At 29.0% G+C, this 15392-nt stretch carries 14 protein-coding genes, 1 other RNA gene and 1 riboswitch; of the genes, 12 read left to right on the top strand and 3 right to left on the bottom strand.

Going from position 1 to position 15392, the window contains the following annotated elements:
* Position 1 precedes the first annotated feature (1 nt).
* The gene (locus OW729_RS10215) at positions 2 to 886 is read right to left on the bottom strand and encodes an ABC transporter ATP-binding protein (RefSeq protein WP_268061403.1); all 885 of its coding nucleotides are present in this window, start codon (positions 884 to 886) and stop codon (positions 2 to 4) included.
* Between the two features lie 63 nt (positions 887 to 949).
* Complete coding sequence (locus OW729_RS10220) at positions 950 to 1702, bottom strand: alpha/beta fold hydrolase (RefSeq protein ID WP_268061404.1); 753 nt, start codon at positions 1700 to 1702, stop codon at positions 950 to 952.
* A 488-nt stretch (positions 1703 to 2190) separates the two neighbouring features.
* On the opposite strand from OW729_RS10220, the gene thiS (OW729_RS10225) reads away from it, so the two are divergent.
* From thiS (OW729_RS10225) to ssrA, 9 genes are all read left to right on the top strand, one after another.
* A complete protein-coding gene (gene thiS / locus OW729_RS10225; RefSeq protein ID WP_268061405.1) occupies positions 2191 to 2385 on the top strand; it encodes a sulfur carrier protein ThiS in 195 nt (64 codons plus the stop codon).
* A 68-nt stretch (positions 2386 to 2453) separates the two neighbouring features.
* Positions 2454 to 2554, top strand: a riboswitch (TPP riboswitch).
* Between the two features lie 129 nt (positions 2555 to 2683).
* Positions 2684 to 3292: a thiamine phosphate synthase gene (gene thiE / locus OW729_RS10230; RefSeq protein ID WP_268061406.1), complete on the top strand. Its 609-nt coding sequence runs from the start codon at positions 2684 to 2686 to the stop codon at positions 3290 to 3292.
* 87 nt (positions 3293 to 3379) lie between these two features.
* Positions 3380 to 3574, top strand: a complete 195-nt coding sequence (gene thiS, locus OW729_RS10235) for a sulfur carrier protein ThiS (protein WP_268061407.1) — start codon at positions 3380 to 3382, stop codon at positions 3572 to 3574.
* A gap of 4 nt (positions 3575 to 3578) precedes the next feature.
* Complete coding sequence (gene thiF, locus OW729_RS10240) at positions 3579 to 4385, top strand: sulfur carrier protein ThiS adenylyltransferase ThiF (protein WP_268061408.1); 807 nt, start codon at positions 3579 to 3581, stop codon at positions 4383 to 4385.
* Between the two features lie 337 nt (positions 4386 to 4722).
* Complete coding sequence (locus OW729_RS10245; protein ID WP_268061441.1) at positions 4723 to 5502, top strand: thiazole synthase; 780 nt, start codon at positions 4723 to 4725, stop codon at positions 5500 to 5502.
* A gap of 2 nt (positions 5503 to 5504) precedes the next feature.
* The gene (gene thiH, locus OW729_RS10250; RefSeq protein WP_268061409.1) at positions 5505 to 6608 is read left to right on the top strand and encodes a 2-iminoacetate synthase ThiH; all 1104 of its coding nucleotides are present in this window, start codon (positions 5505 to 5507) and stop codon (positions 6606 to 6608) included.
* Between the two features lie 70 nt (positions 6609 to 6678).
* Positions 6679 to 7149 carry an SsrA-binding protein SmpB gene (gene smpB / locus OW729_RS10255; RefSeq protein WP_268061410.1) on the top strand — a complete coding sequence of 157 codons (471 nt, stop codon included), beginning with the start codon at positions 6679 to 6681 and terminating at the stop codon, positions 7147 to 7149.
* A 131-nt stretch (positions 7150 to 7280) separates the two neighbouring features.
* On the top strand, positions 7281 to 8672 hold the full coding sequence (locus tag OW729_RS10260) for a hypothetical protein (RefSeq protein WP_268061411.1): 1392 nt from the start codon (positions 7281 to 7283) through the stop codon (positions 8670 to 8672).
* 465 nt (positions 8673 to 9137) lie between these two features.
* Positions 9138 to 9495, top strand: a transfer-messenger RNA (tmRNA) gene (ssrA, locus tag OW729_RS10265).
* 57 nt (positions 9496 to 9552) lie between these two features.
* On the opposite strand, the gene OW729_RS10270 is transcribed toward ssrA, so the two are convergent.
* Positions 9553 to 10017 carry a GreA/GreB family elongation factor gene (locus tag OW729_RS10270; RefSeq protein ID WP_268061412.1) on the bottom strand — a complete coding sequence of 155 codons (465 nt, stop codon included), beginning with the start codon at positions 10015 to 10017 and terminating at the stop codon, positions 9553 to 9555.
* A 590-nt stretch (positions 10018 to 10607) separates the two neighbouring features.
* Between OW729_RS10270 and OW729_RS10275 the strand changes: the two genes are divergently transcribed.
* Genes OW729_RS10275 through OW729_RS10285 form a run of 3 tightly spaced genes read left to right on the top strand, consistent with a single transcriptional unit; the run spans position 10608 to position 15300 of the window.
* Positions 10608 to 11966 carry a glycosyltransferase gene (locus OW729_RS10275; protein ID WP_268061413.1) on the top strand — a complete coding sequence of 453 codons (1359 nt, stop codon included), beginning with the start codon at positions 10608 to 10610 and terminating at the stop codon, positions 11964 to 11966.
* A gap of 21 nt (positions 11967 to 11987) precedes the next feature.
* Entirely contained in the window at positions 11988 to 13358 is a 1371-nt protein-coding gene (locus OW729_RS10280; RefSeq protein ID WP_268061414.1) for a glycosyltransferase, read from the top strand.
* Between the two features lie 4 nt (positions 13359 to 13362).
* The gene (locus tag OW729_RS10285) at positions 13363 to 15300 is read left to right on the top strand and encodes a non-ribosomal peptide synthetase (protein WP_268061415.1); all 1938 of its coding nucleotides are present in this window, start codon (positions 13363 to 13365) and stop codon (positions 15298 to 15300) included.
* Positions 15301 to 15392 lie beyond the last annotated feature (92 nt).

Consider the following 15392-nt stretch of genomic DNA (forward strand, 5'->3'; position numbering starts at 1 on the left):
ACTAGTTATCCTCCTTTTCATAATAACTCATAAATGTATCTTCTAATGCAGGCTCTTCTATTTTAAGTTCTTTTAAATTAATTTCTTTAATTTTTTTAACAAGTTCATTAATATCTCCATCAAACAAAAATGATGTTTTATTTTCTTCTTTTCTTATCATTGAAATAAGTTTATTGTTCAATAAATCATTTAAATTTTCTTCACTTCTAATTGTAACTTTTACAACATTATTGCCTAGAAGTTCATCTATCTTTTTAACTTCAATAAGTTTTCCTTCTCTTATGATAGCTGCTTTATGGCAAAACTTTTGAACTTCTACTAGGTTATGTGATGAAAAGAATATAGTTGTTCCATTTTTATTTTCTTCTACTAATAGATTAAATAATTTTTTTTGCATTAAGGGGTCTAAGCCATTGGTAGGTTCATCTAATATCAGAAGCTTCGGTTTATTTAACAATGCTTGAATTATAGCTATTTTCTTTTTATTTCCCAATGAAAGTTCTCCTACCATTTTATTTCTATCTACTTCAAACATTTCACATAATTTTTCTAGTCTTTCAGTATCTTTTTCTTTCTTAAAGCTTTGGGCATAGTTTAAAATTTCACTAACCTTCATATTCTTATAATAGTTTACTTCACTAGGTACAAAACCTAAATCTTCTTTAATGAGTTTACTTTCTTTTATACAATCCTTACCAAAAATCTTCGCACTACCAGAACTAGGATAAATAAAATTTAAAAGTAATCTTATGGTTGTAGATTTCCCTGCACCATTAGGTCCTATAAATCCATAAAATTCACCTTCATTAATACTTAAGTTTATATTTTCTACTCCTCTATTTTTACCATAAGTTTTGGTTAAGTTATTAGTTTCAATTGCAAACATTTTATTCACTCCTATCTAAGGTATATTTAATAACCTATATATTGCAATAGTGTTAATAGTATATTAATTATTATTTACAAGGAACTGTTGTAATAAATCAATGTATTTATTGGGATAGAGTAAACTAATTTCTCCATGACCACTTTTTTCAATGATTTTTAAAAAGCTACCTTTAATAGTATTGTGTAGTAAATTTGCAGACTTTTTCATTATTGATAATTCGTTTTCTCCAACTAATATTAATGTTTTTGATTTTGTATTACATATTGTTGAGGGCAGTGAATAATTTCCATTACTTTTTGCAATATTAATTAGTGATTCTTTTGTCATTCGTGAACTGTCCTTATAATAGGTTTCAAATAATTCATCAGGTACGTTTAATGTTTTAGCCTGTAATTTTGAGTACCATGGTTTTTTTATCATTCCATAGAAAAGATTGTACATTGGAACAGTTAGTGCAACAGTCATTTTCATAGGATAAACCAAAGCACTTTCTATAACAGCATTTTCTGAAATATCATATTCTTTTGATAGTATCTCAACAACTATTTGAGCGCCAATAGAAAGGCCACAGATTGCAAGAACTTTTCCGTTGTGATTTTCTTTTATATATTTAATTACATCATTAGCTGATTTTTGTATACTTATAAAAGTTGTATCCCAGCCATCACCATGTCCATCTATAATAGGTGTAACTACGCAATAATCATTTTGTAATGCCTCAATTTGTGATTTCCATGACCACCATGACAATCCACCTCCATGAATAAGAACAATAACTGGCATGTTTTTATTACCGAATTCCTTAAATATCATATTTTTCCCTCCATTCCATAATTGGATAGATTAAGTGAACAGAAACTACTTCAAATTTTAATAAGTGTGGTTTATTCGTATCTTAATCATAATACAACCTCCAAGTATACATATATTAATTAAGTTTATAATTATATTGACTTACTAGTCAATATAATTATAAACCAGTACTGACTAGTAAGTCAATGTTGATTTATAACTTTAATGTTAGCATTTGTAATTATAATTTAATTAGTTAATGTAATTTTCTAGGCAATGAACAATGAACGTATATATATGCGTGCATTTGAGAAGATGTTTCATTTCATTAATTGACAAAATATTAAAACTAATTATAATTAAAGAAAAGGACACAAGCCATTTATTTCCTAAAAATAGATTTTAATGACAAATGATTATTATATGGTGGAATTTTTACTTAATTGAAATTATAAAAAAGTTTTTTATTAGTATAATAAAGAGACGAGTTATGATTAGGAGGTGATAATATGATAGTTAATGGTAAAGAAGTGGAGTTTAAGCCAGGAATGACTGTAGAAGATCTTCTTAGAGGATATCATTTACATGCATGCAGAGTTTATGTGGAAGTAAATTCAAAAGTAGTTACAAAGGAACATTATAGAGAAGTTCTTCTTAGTGAGGATGATAAAATTCAAGTTACAGCATTTATAGGTGGAGGCTGATATTACAACTGATACCTTTACAAATATATAATATAGAGTTATAATATAAAAGTAAAATTTAAAAATGAATAATTTGCTAGGAGTGCCTTATGGCTGAGATCGATTTATATCGGAATCCTTTGAACCTGAAATAATTAGTATTATCGTAGGAAAGCAGTGTTAAATAATTATGATATAACATTATAATGCTTTATTGTTATTATAATTATTATGAATGTATACAGCAAAGCTTACCTTCGGGTAAGCTTTTTAATTTTTTAAATATAATAAATTTTTAAAATTATATGAGGAGAATAAAATGCTTTATCTTATTACAAATAGGAGAATTATAAAACAAAGTGATATCTATGGAATTGTAGAAGAAGCTGTGAAAGGTGGAGTGGATAGAATTATTTTAAGAGAAAAAGACTTAGGATTCCAAGAATTATTAGAGATGGCAGAGAGAATTAAAGAAATTATAAAAAATAAAGATGTTAAGTTAATTATTAATGGAAATATAGAAGTAGCGAGAAAGCTTGGCGCTGAAGGGGTTCATGTAGGCTTTGAAAGTTTTATGAAAGAAAAATATAGGTTTGATGGCTTGATTGGAGTATCTGTTCACACTGTAAAAGAAGCTGTTATGGCAGAAGAAAATGGAGCTGATTATGTACTTGCAGGGCATGTATACGAAACAGATTGTAAAAAAGGGTTAAAACCGAGAGGAACAGATTTTATCAAAAGTATTACGTCTAAAGTAAATATACCTGTAATAGCGCTAGGTGGAATAAATGAAACAAATTTAAAATTAGTTGTATTATCGGGTGCTTATGGAATTGCAGTTATGTCATATATCATGAGTTCTAAAAAGCCTTATAATTCCACTAAAGTATTAAAAACAGAATTGAATAAAGCTAAATTAGATAGTTAGTTAAGAATATTTTTAATTAATAAAATATTAATAAAAGATGGAATATTCATAAAATATAAAATTTGATTTAATTAAGGAGGTGAGAAAATGATAGTTAATGGTAAAAATGAAGATATTAAATCAGGAATAACAGTTGAACATCTTCTTAAAGAATTTGATTTAAGTCTAGACAAAGTTGTAGTAGAAGTTAATTTTAAGATAATTTTAAAAGAAAATTATAAAGAAACACTACTTAATGAGAAAGATAGAATTGAAATTATAAGTTTTGTAGGTGGTGGATGATGTAATGAAAATATTTGTAAATGAAAAACAGTTAGAATTAGAGAATGGCATTACAGCTTATGAAGTTAGAGATAATATTAAAAAAAATGCAGATATAGTAATTTTAAATGGGTTTCCAATAGAAAAAGATTATATTTTAAGAGAAGGTGATAAGTTAGCTTTAATAAAAAAAGGAGAAGCTCCTACTAAAGAGGAATTAGAATTTCTTCTATTCTCACGTCATACTCCAAAAGTTCATGAAAAAGTAAAAAAAGCTTCAGTAGGTATTGCAGGCTTAGGTGGGCTTGGATCTAATGTGGCTATATCTCTTGCAAGAATAGGTATAGGTAAATTAGTTTTAGTAGATTTTGATGTAGTTGAACCTAGTAATCTAAATAGGCAGCAATATCTAATAAAGCATTTAGGAATGAATAAAACAGAGGCCATAAAAGAGACTATATCAGAAATTAATCCTTTTATAGAAGTAGAGACTAAAAATGAATATATAAAAGAAGATAATGTTTTACAAATTTTTAAAGAGGTAGATATTATTGTGGAAGCTTTTGATAATGCAGAATCTAAGGCAGTTTTAGTTAATACTGTGTTGAGTAAAGAAAAAAATAAATTTGTAGTAGCTGCTTCAGGTATGGCTGGATATTTTTCTAATAATATAATAAAAACAAAAAAGATCAATGAAAGATTTTATTTAATTGGTGATGAAACTTATGAGGCAAAGGTAGGATGTGGACTTATGGCACCAAGAGTTGCTATTGCAGCTAATCATCAAGCCAATACTGTTCTAAGAATAATTATGGATGAAAAAGAAGTATAGGAGTAAATCTATTTCTAGGTTTAGATGAAATATTAATATTATAATAAGTTTTTATTTATATAAATACGAAAACTTTATTTATCCGATATCTAATCAGCCTAATATCCCCATTTTCTTTAAAGTGGGAGTAAGCCATGGCACGATCATGGATTGGATAACGGTTTCCTTTAAGGGATAACGAATTCTAAGAAGTAAAGCTCCTAAGAATTCTGTTAATGATTTTCAGAGGGAGCAAAAAATTCATTTGGAATCAAGAATTCTATTTACGTTTTACTATAAATTATTAAATAAAAGAATAGGTGTTTTATTTTAAAAAAAGAGGTATATGGGAGGAAAAATAATGGATACTTTAAAAATAGGTGGAATAGAATTAAAAAACAGATTGTTTATTGGAACAGGTAAGTTTTCAGATAAAAAAATGCTTACAAGGGTTATAGAAAGATCAGAGTCTCAAGTTATAACTATGGCTCTAAGAAGAGTTGATATAACGGCTAAAGAAGAAAATGTTTTAGAATATATACCAAAGGATAGAATTCTTCTTCCTAACACTTCAGGTGCAAGAAATGCTGAAGAAGCTGTTAGAATAGCAAGACTTGCAAAAGCTAGTGGATGTGGCAATTGGATAAAAATAGAGGTCATATCAGATAATAAGTACTTACTTCCAGATAACATGGAAACTATTAAAGCAACAGAGATATTAGTTAAAGAGGGATTCATCGTATTACCTTATATGAATCCAGACTTGATGGATGCTAAAAGATTAGTGAATGTTGGAGCAGCAGCAGTTATGCCTCTTGGAGCACCAATAGGAACTAACAGGGGCATAAGAACTAAGGAAATAGTCCAAATTTTAATTGATGAGATAGAAATTCCTATAGTTGTTGACGCAGGAATAGGAAAGCCATCAGAGGCAGCAGAAGCTATGGAAATGGGAGCATCAGCAGTATTAGTAAATACAGCAATAGCCACTGCAGGAGATCCTGTTAAAATGGCAGAGGCTTTTAATTTAGCAGTAAAGAGTGGAAGAATGGCTTTTAATTCAAAAGCAGGAGCAGTTAGAAAATATGCTAGTGCATCTTCACCTTTAACAGGATTCTTAAATGAAGGGGAGGCATAAAAGTGAGTTTTTATAATGAATATTTAAAATATAAAGAATTTGATTTTGACGGTTTTTTTAATAATATAAAAGATGAAGATATAACAAGAATAATAAATAAGAGAAAATTAGATGAGTATGATTTTTTAACTTTATTATCTCCTACAGCAGAAAAATATCTTGAAGAAATAGCAAATAGAGCTAATGAAAGTACTCTTCAGAATTTCGGGAAAGCGATACTTCTTTTTACCCCATTATATTTAGCGAATTATTGTGTTAATAGATGTGCATATTGTGGCTTTAATTTTGAAAATAAGATAAAAAGAAAAAAACTTACAATGGAAGAAATAGAAAAAGAAGCTAGAGCTATTCGTGAAACAGGAATTAGACATATTTTAATATTAACTGGTTCTTCAAGAAAAGAAACACCAGTGTCTTACATGATAGATGCTGTAAAAATATTAAGGGATTATTTTGATTCTATCTCTGTAGAAGTATATGCATTAGAAGAAGAAGAATATAAACAACTTGTTGAAGTTGGTGTAGATGGAATGTCTATGTATCAAGAAGTTTATAATGAACAAATATATGATAAAGTACATATATCTGGCCCTAAAAAGAAATATAGATTTAGACTAGATGCTCCTGAAAGAGCTTGTAAGGCTAAGATAAGAAATGTTTGTTTAGGTCCTCTTTTAGGATTAGATGAATGGAGAAAAGAGTTTTTCTATGGGGTTTTGCATGCTAAATATCTTAGGAATAAATATTCTGATGTAGAAGTAGCAGTAGCTCTTCCAAGAATAAGATCTCATGCTGGAAGTTTTACGGATATACATGAAGTAAATGATAAGAATATAGTTCAGATGATAATAGCGTGTAGATTGTTTTTACCTAGATGTGGAATAACAATGACAACTAGAGAAAAAGCTGAGTTTAAAGATAATTTAATTCCTCTTGGAGTTAATAAAATATCAGCAGGGGTGTGTACAGAAGTAGGGGGGCACGATATTAAAGGAGATAGTGATCCTCAATTTGATATAATAGATCCTAGAAGTGTAGATAAAGTAAAAGAAGATTTATTGAAGATAGGTTATCAGCCTGTATTTAAGGATTGGATGAATTTCTAGGCATTGACTGGAAATTTTCTATATTGTATAATATATTATTACAATTGATTATAGTAAAGTAGGTGTTAATATGGCAAAAAATAAAAATGGTAATAATACATTAGCACAAAATAGAAAAGCTCACCATGAGTATTTTATAGATGAAGTTTATGAAACAGGGATTGTTCTTGTGGGAACAGAAGTTAAGTCAATAAGAGCTGGAAAAGCTAACTTAAAGGATAGTTATGCTCAGGTTAGAAATGGAGAAGTTTTTGTTTATAATATGCATATAAGTCCTTATGAACAAGGTAATATATTTAACAAAGATCCTTTGAGAGAGAGAAAATTGTTACTTCATAAAGATCAAATAAGTACTCTTCTTGGATATACTTCACAAAAGGGATATACTCTTGTACCTATTTCCTTATATCTTAAAAAAGGAAAAGTTAAGATGGCTTTAGGTGTAGCAAGAGGTAAACATAATTATGATAAAAGACATACTATAGCAGAAAAAGCTGCTAAAAGAGATATAGATAGACAAATGAAAGAAAGATATAGATAGGCCTGAAAAAGGGCCTTTTTTTATTTAGTAAATGGCAATTTCACTTGATTTTAAGTTGAATAATATATCACACAGATGTATAACTCTGCATAATCTATAATATACCAATTTATGCGGAGGCAAAGGTTAATATGGAAATAAGCTTAACTGGATTGCACTATGTTTATTTAATATTTATATTGATAATCATAGTGGCAATGGTAAAGAAAAGAGATATATCATTATTGTGTATCTTGGGAATATTTATATTGGGACTACTAGGGACAGGCTCTTTATATAAATCTGTTATGGGAGTGTTTGATAGTTTTGTTTATGCTACAAGAGAACTAATGCCAACAATACTTATAATTTCTGTAATAACTGCCATGAGTAATGTATTAGTTACTTCGGGCATAAATGAAGAAATGATATATCCATTTAGAAATATAATAAAATCTTATGGGGTAGCTTATTGGGTTATAGGATTAGTTATGATGACACTTTCATGGTTCTTTTGGCCTTCACCAGCAGTTGCTCTTATAGGCGCATTATTCTTGCCTATAGCTAAAAAAGCTGGGCTTCCGGCTATGGGAGTGGCTGTGGCTATGAATTTATTTGGACATGGCATAGCGTTATCTAGTGACTATGTAATCCAAGCAGCTCCCAAGCTTACTGCAGATGCTGCTGGAATTGAAGTATCCAAGGTAATAAGTGCAAGTATTCCACTTACTATTGTTATGGGAGTAGTAACTACATTAGCTGCTTTTTACATGATAAGAAAAGATATTAAATCGGGGAAAATATTTATTGAAGGTGAAGTTGAAGAAATAGTAGAAAATAAACCTGAATGTTTAATTACTTCAGGAAAAGCTAGAAGATTTTTGGCTTTACTTATCTTTATCTTATTTGCCTTAGATATAGTTGTAATGTATGTTGCCAAGCTTCAAGGTGGGGGGGCAACTGCTATAATAGGTGGTACTGCTGTGTTCATATTAAGTTTAATTGCTATCTTAAGTTACAAAAAAAATTCTCTAGAGGAAATAACAAACCAATTAGTTAAAGGGCTTCAATTTGGATTTAAAATATTTGGAATAGTCATACCAGTAGCAGCTTTTTTCTATTTAGGGGATTCTACGTTTATTGACATATTTGGTAAAATACTTCCACAAGGTTCTAATGGTATAGTAAACGATTTAGGAGCTGCTCTTGCAAGTAAAGTTCCATTAAATGCTATAGTGGCATCCATTACATCGACTATAGTAGGAGCTATAACAGGATTAGATGGTTCTGGATTTTCTGGAATTTCTCTTGTAGGATCTATAGCTAGATTGTTTTCAACTGCAATAAATGGTGGAATTGAAACTTTGACAGCACTAGGACAAATAGCTGGAATATGGGTTGGAGGAGGTACTATAGTGCCTTGGGCTTTAATCCCTGTGGCTGCAATATGTAATGTTGATGTCTTTGAATTAGCTAAAAGAAATTTAAAGCCAGTAGTATTGGGATTAACGGTTACGACTATTGTAGCTATGTTTCTTATATAAGGCTATGTTTTAATAAATTTTCATTATGATGAATTCAACAATTTAAAAACATAGCTTTAGGAATACTAAAGAAAGTTTTAAAAGAGTTTAAAAAACAACACTATTTTAAAATAGAATCTTGCATAAATATTATAATTTTAAAAGTTACTTAGTTTGCCTTATAATTCATAAGTAAAGATGAATTATAAGGCAAACTATTACTATAATAATTTTAAACATAGTTAATACATAAAATTTTACTGGACAGGTTATTATAAATAATGATAACTTTTCACCAATAGGAAACATATATGATAAATATAAAAAAATGAATTTATATGTTGTAAAATCCTATTGATAAGTTTAGGACTATGTTGTATTATAATACTTGTCTTCACGATGGAAGGTTGACGGTTATAAAGATTAGTGTTAAAATTTAAGAACAAGCAAGCACTTAGATTACCTCAGAAATGTGGTATAACACATGGGGGCGTATATGGCTTTCGACGGGGGTAAGTTGTGTTGCGGAAGCGAGTCGAGGGTTCCTGGGCCCGCGTTAAAAAACTGGGAATTAAATATAAACGCAGACGAAAATTACGCATTAGCAGCTTAGAATAGCTGCTCGTCCTACCTAAGAGTCCTACGGCTTGGGATAGGGCGCCAAATTAGTAGGGAAACGAGCCTAGCAAAGCTTTGAGCTAGGAACGGAATTTATGAAGCTACCGAAACTGGAATCCTGTCAGTAGGAGTCTAGAAGAGGGAAACTCTAAATTACTGACTGCACTCGGAGATGCCGCGGTGAGGCTGCTTTCGGACAGGGGTTCGACTCCCCTCGCCTCCACCAATAAATCCACGATAGAAATATCGTGGATTTTTACCTTTATTTATTGACATGTCATTTTTACAATATTTCTAATACTTCTACTGCATATTTTTCTCCTGGAGCATCAACCTCAACTATATCTCCAACTTTTTTTTCGTATAATGCTTTTCCTAAATTTGATTCTATACTTATACACATATTTTCAGGGTCTGAATCCATAGTAGTTACTAATGTTATAATATCCTCATCTTCATCTTCTATAAATTTAACTTTAGCTTTACTGTTAATTCCTAATATTGATTTATCTATAGTTGTATCATCTATTACAGTTGCTGTTGAGATCATAGTTAATAAATATTGAATTCTATTATCATTTTCTCTATAGTTTGCACAAGCTTCTTTATATTCTGCATTTTCTGATCTATCACCATGTGCAGCAGCTACTAATTTTTCCTTTGCTATTTCAGCTCTTTTTACGGTCATTCTATATTCTAATTCTTCTCTTAATTCTTTTATATTTTTTTCAGTTAGTGTATTATTCATAAAAAACTAAACCTCGATTCAAATATAGTATGTTAATATTATATAATATATAGAAAAAGAATAAAAGGTACTTAGTGGCTTTTAGTCAGAAAGACGACCTAAGCTAGTTAGAGATAAGAATGGGAAAATTGAGATATTAATGGATGAGGGACCAATTAACGATTATAAATAGGGTAGAGTTGAGGTAATGAAAAAGTTGAGACATTTTATTATGTAATTTAAACAAGGAGCTGGTTTAAGAAAAAGATCAATACAGATGAATTTCAAAGATTGATTATATAAATTGTAGTTCGTAAGTAAAAGGTATTTATGAAATGCGTATTAAAAAAACACCAAAGATTGATAATGTAATTTACTAATAAATCCACAATAATACTATGGATCAGTATTATTGTGGATTTTTTTAGTATAGGGTCATTGCAAAATTCAGGTCTAGATTGCATAATATATATTTTCAATATTATTACAAAAAAGCATAAATTTTTTGGAAGAAATATGTTACAATTGTACACATATGGTAATAAAATAAATTTTATACAAAATATGTGATTTGAATTATATAAAGATTATTTGTAAAGGAAGTGGATTGAGTGGCCAATATACTACTTATTACTCAAGGAACAGGGGGGGATGTTAAACCATTCATTAAGATGGGAAGAATATTAAAAAATATAGGCCATGCTGTGTTAATTTTGACTCATTATATATATGAAAAAGAAGTAAAAATAAACGGTTTAGATTTTGGAGCTATTGATACTTATGAGGAATATAAAGAAAAGAATGACAAGCTGACTAATTTGTCAGATGCTATGAAAGAATCAAAGCAGTATATTGAATTTAATAGAAAATATTGTGGTTCTGATAGAACATATAAAGAGTATACGATTATAAGTCAATACTGCAAAAGAGAAGATACTATTATTATATTTAGACATCGTTTTAGTTTAGCAGGATTGCTAGTTGCTGAAAAATATGGATTACCTGTTGCTTCTGTTTTTCTTGCACCTAATTATATTCAACATTTGGAATTACATGAGGAGCTTATTGGTGAAGTAATGAAGAATGAAATGAATATTGTAAGAAATAAGATAGGCTTAAGTGATATAAGCAATTGGACAGAGTGGATGTGTTCACCAAAATTAAAAATAGCATTGTGGCCAAAGTGGTATGCCAAAGAGGAAACTGAGAGTATTAAGGGTATGATTGCTATTGGTTTTCCTGAAAATAAGTATGAAAGCACTGATGAAATACCAAAACAAGTTAAAGAGTTTTTAAAAGGTGGAAAGAAAACAGCCATTATAACTGCAGGTACAAGCAATGCGATTAATCCAAATTTCTATAAAATTGCAGCAGAATCTTGTAAATGTGCTAATATAAATGGAATTTTAGTTACAGCTTTTGAAGAGTTTACACCAAGAAGATTATCTTCTAACATATTAAGGTTGCGAGAAGCTCCTATAAAAAGAATTTTACCATATGTTAATGTAGTTATTCATCATGGAGGTATAGGAACCTCTAGTGAAGCATTATCTTGTGGAACTCCACAATTGATTATGGCTCATTTAGCAGATCGCCCTGATAATGCAGCTAGGCTAAAAAAAATTGGTGTTGCAAAGGTGTTTCCAGAAATAAATTGGAAGATAGATTTAATTGGAAAATCTCTAAAAGAAATAATTTATGATGAATCCTTATCATTATCCTGTAAAAAATTATCAGAAAAAATAAATAAAGATAATATAGAAGAGGAATTGAATCTAATCATAAAAGAATTTTTAAAAAATAAGGAAAAGTATAAAGCTAATAATTTATATAAAGTTAAAAATAATACATTAAGTAATAAGAATACTAAGGAAAAAGTTGTTTCTAGTAATAAAGTTTCATTAGATTATATTCCAGAAAAAAAGAAAAGAATGTTAATGGGGTTATTAATGAGAAAATGTAAGAACTAATAAGTTCATGGAGGATAAGAAGTGGCAAATATAATTATTACTACACATTGGAGTGATGGAGATGTACTTCCATTTTTGCATATTGGAAAATACCTTAAGAAGAAAGGGCATGATATAACAATATTTACTCATTGTTGTTATGAGAAAAGGATAAAAGAAGAAGGGATTAATTTTGTTCCTTGGGATAATTGGAATGAGTGTGAAAATTTATTTAATGATTTAGTGAGTTGCTCAGATATAGTAGCATCAAATGAAGAAATTCAAGTTTTTAGAGATAAGTATGAAAGTGCTAGTGTAAGAATTAAAGAATATCAATTATTAAAACCGTATTGTGAAAGAAAAGATACCATTTTACTAGCTAAAAGCAGATCAAGTATAGCTGCTTTACTTATAGCTGAAAAGTTAAAGATTCCTTTAATTTGGGTATATATGAATCCTTATGAATATGAAAGTAGTAAAAGTTTTAATAGTATAAATAGAGAAAAATTATGTGAAGAGGCTAATAAATTAAGAAAGAAAATGGGATTAAAATCTATAGAAAGTTTGTTTTCTTGGCAGTGTTGCCCTAAAGGGAAAATAGGTTTGTGGCCCAACTGGTATAAAAGTGACATGGTAAATGAACCAGAGGATATTAATTTAGTTGGTTTTCCTTTAGAGCCTTTAAATAGAAGAAAAAATTTATCTATATCAATTACATTGAAGGATATATTACTGGAAAATCCAGCTCCAATAATAATATCTGGCGGATCAAGCAAGAAAATTAAAAAAGAGTTTTATAAAATTGCCATTAAATCCTGTTCTAATTTAGGAAGAAACGTTATTGTAGCAACGAAATATAAGGAACTATTACCAGATATAATACCTTCAAATGTATATGTATTTGATTATATTCCTTTACATGAGTCTTTAGCTTATGCAAGTCTTATTATTCATCATGGTGGTATTGGAACAGTCAGTAATGCTATTAATGCTGGAGTACCACAGCTTGTACTAGCAGATTGTTTAGATAGACCACTAAATGGATCAATAGTGAAAAAAATCGGATTAGGGGATTATTTACTTCCTATAATGTGGAATGAAGAAAATCTTATAAAAAGTATTAACAATCTTTTAAGTTCAGATTATAAGAAGAAGTGTACTAGATTTGTAGAAGAGCACAAAGAAGAAAATACTTTTCAAAATATAAGCAAGATAATAGAAAGTGTTAAGGAAGATGAAGAATATATTATTAGTTATGAAACTATAAAAGTTTGTTCCAGGAAAATCAATCATTATGTTAATGATAAAAAAGAAAAAAATAATAATTTAAATTCATTACCAAAGGATATGAAAAAGTATTTGTTGGAAAAAATTAAAAAAGAAAAAATTTTAAATAAAGTGGAAAGAGGATAATAAAATGAATGATACTATTGCAAAATGTTCAAACAAGAAAACAATGATAGAGAGCTTTGAAAACTCTATAAATGAAATTCAAGTTATAACAAAAGATGAAGAAGATTTAATATTAAAGAAGTTTAATGGCACATATGTAGAATATGATAAAGAAAAAACATTAGTAGATATATTTGAAGAACAAGTAGAAAAGACACCAGATAATATTGCTGTTGTATTCGAAAATGAAGAGATAACATATAAAGAACTTAATGAAAGATCTAATTCATTAGCTAGAGGTTTGAGAGAAAAAGGTGTAGGACCAGAATATATTGTAGGTATAATGGCAAAGCGTTCTATAAATATGATAGTAGGAATAATGGCAGTTTTAAAAGCAGGGGGAGCATATCTACCTATAGATCCGGAATATCCAGAAAGCAGAATAGAGTATATATTGAATAATAGTCAATCAAAAATAATATTAATACAAGGAAAATTTAAAGAAAAGATAAAGCAGAAAATAGTTATATGTGATTTAGAGGATGAAGAATTATATAAATATAACAATAATAATTTGAGCAAAGTCTCTAGTGAAAATAATTTAGCATATGTAATATATACATCTGGAACTACTGGAAAGCCTAAAGGAGTTATGATAGAGAATAAAGCAATAGTTAACTATGTTTTATATGCTAAAGAACAGTATTTAAATGAAGAAAATATGTGTATGCCGCTTTACACATCAGTATCATTTGATTTAACTATAACGTCTATTTTTACTCCATTGATAAGTGGAAATAAAATAATTATATATAAAGATAAAGATATTGATATATTAATGAAAAAAGTATTTCAGTCAGATAAAAATGCAGTTATAAAAGTAACACCTGCACATTTAAGTTTATTAAAAGATATGTCTAATGTTAACAAAGGCATTAAAAAAATTATTGTAGGGGGAGAGGAATTAAAGGAAGAATTATCAAAAGACATAAGTAATATATTCTGTAACGAGATAGAGATAATAAATGAATATGGACCTACAGAAGCAACTGTCGGATGTATAATGCACAAATACAATTATACAAAAAAATATAATAATACAGTGCTTATAGGTAAACCAATAAATAATTTTCACATTTATATTGTAAATACGAAAAATAGTATGGTTCCTATAGGAGCCATAGGAGAAATTTGTATAAGCGGCGATGGTCTTGCAAGAGGATATTTAAATGATGAGAAGTTAACAGAAGAGAAATTTGTGGACAACCCATATGAACAAGGAAAGAAAATGTATAAAACAGGAGACTTAGCAAGGTGGCTGCCAAATGGTAATGTGGAATACTTAGGAAGAATCGATGAGCAAGTTAAGATTAGAGGGTTTAGAATTGAACTTGGAGAGATTGACAGTGTTATCAGAAGAATAGATGATGTAAAAGATGTTGCAGTAATAGTTAGAGAAAATAATATTGGGGAAAATGAAATTAATGCTTATATTATTTCTGAAGATTCATCAATTATCAAAACAGTAAGAGAAGAGCTTAAGCTGTATTTACCTGAATATATGATTCCAGGAAAAATGATGATAATTGATGGCTTCCCATTAACATCAAATGGAAAATTAGATAAAAAAGCATTGCCTGAAATTAAAGAGGTAAGTGGTGAAACTACTTATAGTGCACCAACTAATCCATTAGAAGAGGAAATAGTTGATTTATGGAGAAAAATGTTAGACATTGATATGATAGGAATCGATGATAATTTTCTTGAAGTAGGCGGACATTCATTAATTGCTACTAAAATGGTTTATAAAATTAATGAAATTTATGATATTGATTTATCTCTAGTAGAGTTTCTTACAAATGGATTAACTGTAAGAACCTTATCAGAACTTGTTGAAGAAAAATTATTTAATTCAATCACCGAAGAGGAACTTGCGTGTATGTTAAAAGAAATTGAAGATTAATTCTAAGGTTTTATTTATTAGCTAAACAGATTACAGTTACATGATATACCTTAATCTTAGAGTTTATCGTTAAAAATCAAGATATGTTTTTT

Source organism: Clostridium brassicae (assembly GCF_026738875.1).
Taxonomy (GTDB): Bacteria; Bacillota; Clostridia; order Clostridiales; family Clostridiaceae; genus Clostridium_H; species Clostridium_H brassicae.

Coding starts and splice junctions, on each gene's coding strand:
- OW729_RS10215 (WP_268061403.1), bottom strand. CDS start 886: ATGTTTGCAATTGAAACTAATAACTTAACCAAAACTTATGGTAAAAAT.
- OW729_RS10220 (WP_268061404.1), bottom strand. CDS start 1,702: ATGATATTTAAGGAATTCGGTAATAAAAACATGCCAGTTATTGTTCTT.
- thiS (WP_268061405.1), top strand. CDS start 2,191: ATGATAGTTAATGGTAAAGAAGTGGAGTTTAAGCCAGGAATGACTGTA.
- thiE (WP_268061406.1), top strand. CDS start 2,684: ATGCTTTATCTTATTACAAATAGGAGAATTATAAAACAAAGTGATATC.
- thiS (WP_268061407.1), top strand. CDS start 3,380: ATGATAGTTAATGGTAAAAATGAAGATATTAAATCAGGAATAACAGTT.
- thiF (WP_268061408.1), top strand. CDS start 3,579: ATGAAAATATTTGTAAATGAAAAACAGTTAGAATTAGAGAATGGCATT.
- smpB (WP_268061410.1), top strand. CDS start 6,679: ATGGCAAAAAATAAAAATGGTAATAATACATTAGCACAAAATAGAAAA.
- OW729_RS10260 (WP_268061411.1), top strand. CDS start 7,281: ATGGAAATAAGCTTAACTGGATTGCACTATGTTTATTTAATATTTATA.
- OW729_RS10270 (WP_268061412.1), bottom strand. CDS start 10,017: ATGAATAATACACTAACTGAAAAAAATATAAAAGAATTAAGAGAAGAA.
- OW729_RS10285 (WP_268061415.1), top strand. CDS start 13,363: ATGAATGATACTATTGCAAAATGTTCAAACAAGAAAACAATGATAGAG.